The 2,145-nt window shown below is 54.6% G+C and carries 2 protein-coding genes; both read left to right on the top strand.

Features of this window, described 5'->3' with window-relative positions:
* On the top strand, positions 1-1,249 hold a 1,249-nt coding region (locus FBQ85_30190; GenBank protein ID MDL1879402.1), incomplete at its 5' end, for a Gfo/Idh/MocA family oxidoreductase.
* 278 nt (positions 1,250-1,527) lie between these two features.
* Positions 1,528-2,145 (top strand): hypothetical protein (locus FBQ85_30195; protein ID MDL1879403.1); only part of this gene is annotated, 618 nt, incomplete at its 3' end.

A 2,145-nucleotide genomic window follows, 5' to 3' on the forward strand; every position in this document is an offset into this window, starting at 1 on the left:
GACCGGACAAACGACGCCGCGCACTTCTAACGATTTGAACATTGCGCTGCTCGGCGCGGGCGCGCAGGGCCAGGTGTTGCTCAATGCCTGTCTCAAGATTCCCAATTTGCGTTTTAAAGCTGTGTGCGACATTTGGGCGGCGTATAATCTCAAACGCTGCGTGAATCTCTTGCAGAAATATGGTCACGCGCCAAACGGTTACGAAGATTACCGTGAGATGCTGGCTGCGGAAAAAAATCTCGATGCCGTGCTGATCTGTACGCCCGATTTCTGGCATGCGCGCCACGCCATTGCCTGTCTCAACGCCGGCTTGCACGTTTATTGTGAGAAGGAAATGTCCAACAACTTGCAAGACGCGCGCAACATGGTGTTGGCGGCGCGGCGCTCCGGCAAGCTCATGCAGATCGGCCATCAACGCCGCAGCAATCCGCGGTATCTGCATTGCTATCAAAAGTTGCTGCAAGAAGCGAAAATTCTTGGCCGCATTACCACCATTCGCGGCCAATGGAATCGCGCGGTGCAGCCCGACCTCGGCTGGCCCAAGAAAGATGCTATTTCTCCCGCTACGCTGGCAAAGTATGGTTATGAGAACATGCATCAATTCCGCAATTGGCGCTGGTATCGCGGCCTGGGCGGCGGCCCGATTGTCGATCTCGGCTCGCATCAAATCGACATTTTCAACTGGTTCCTGGGCGCCTCGCCGAAATCCGTTATCGCCAGCGGCGGCACCGATTATTACGACAAAGCCACGCATGAATGGTATGACACCGTAATGGTGATTTATGAATATGAGCTGATGGAAGGCAAAGTGCGGGCTTATTATCAAACCTTGACCACGAACAGCAGCGAAGGATATTTTGAAAATTTTCTCGGCGATCAGGGCACGCTGCAAATTTCAGAATCCGGCAGCCGCGGCGCGGTTTACCGCGAACCGGCCGCCCCGGATTGGGAAAAATGGGTATCGTCCGGTTATTTGAAAGCGCCGAAAGAAGAGAAGAAGGCGGACACCGGCGCGGTGCTCGACGTGCGTGAAACCGTTGCGCCCCCGAGCCACGAATTACCGGTGACATTCAACGATCTCTATCACAAGCCGCATTTGGAGAATTTTTTCGATGCGATTCGCGGCAAGGCCAAGTTGAATTGTGATCAGGATGTCGGTTACGAAACCGCCGTAACCGTGTTGAAAGTAAATGAAGCCGTTGAGGCCGGCCGGCGATTGGAGTTTAAACCGACCGAATTTGTTGTTTAGATGAATCAACCTGCAAGCCGCTGGCCGGCGCGAACGCGAAAGCCTTTTGCGGAAGATCGCGTACGTTGCCGGCGCCGTGGTCTGAACGCCGCATCCTCAAGCCCAATCTCCTCTATGAATTTTTGCAGAATGTCTTTGCTCTTTCTTTGCCTCCTGGCCTCGCGCCTTGCTTTTGCCCAGAACGACACCGATGTTCCCAAACTCGGCGATGTGAGCGACGGCAATCGTTCCGTGCCGGTGCACTTGCTTGATTTGTGGTGCGGCCGGGCGATCAACCAATGTTGCCGTTTTCCACAAAAGTTACCTGCGGCAAATGTCACAACTATGCGAAAGTCAGCACCGGCTGGCATTTCAACGCCGCGGACTCGAACGTGGCGCACGGGCGTCGCGGCCATCCCTGGATTCTCATCGATCAAAAAACCGGTACGCAACTTCCGCTTTCCTCGCGTGATTGGCCCGGAACGTTCAAGCCGGAGCAAGTGGGATTGGATCCGTGGAATTTTGCGCAAACCTTCGGCCGGCATTTGCCGGGCGGCGGTTGGGGAGAAAAATCTGAGCGCGATTCGCCCGAGCTTTTTTGGCGGCGCGAAATTTCCGGCGAATTCGAAATCAATTGTTTGAGCTGTCACGATGCTGAAGCGGGCCATGATCAAGCCGAGTATGCCAATCAAATGCGCCGCCAGAATTTTCGCTGGGCAGCGGCCGCGACCAGCGGTTTTGCCAGCGTGCGGGGCGCCGCGAAAGACGTTCCCGATAATTATGACATTTATTCCGGTTTGCCGCTCAATGATCCGAAACTAACCTCGCCGTCGATTACTTATAATCTGTCACGCTTCAATGCGCAAGGCAAGGTGTTGTTCGATATCAAGCGCCGCATTCCCAATGAACGATGCTAC

The organism is Cytophagia bacterium CHB2 (assembly GCA_030263535.1).
GTDB lineage: Bacteria > Zhuqueibacterota > Zhuqueibacteria > Zhuqueibacterales > Zhuqueibacteraceae > Coneutiohabitans.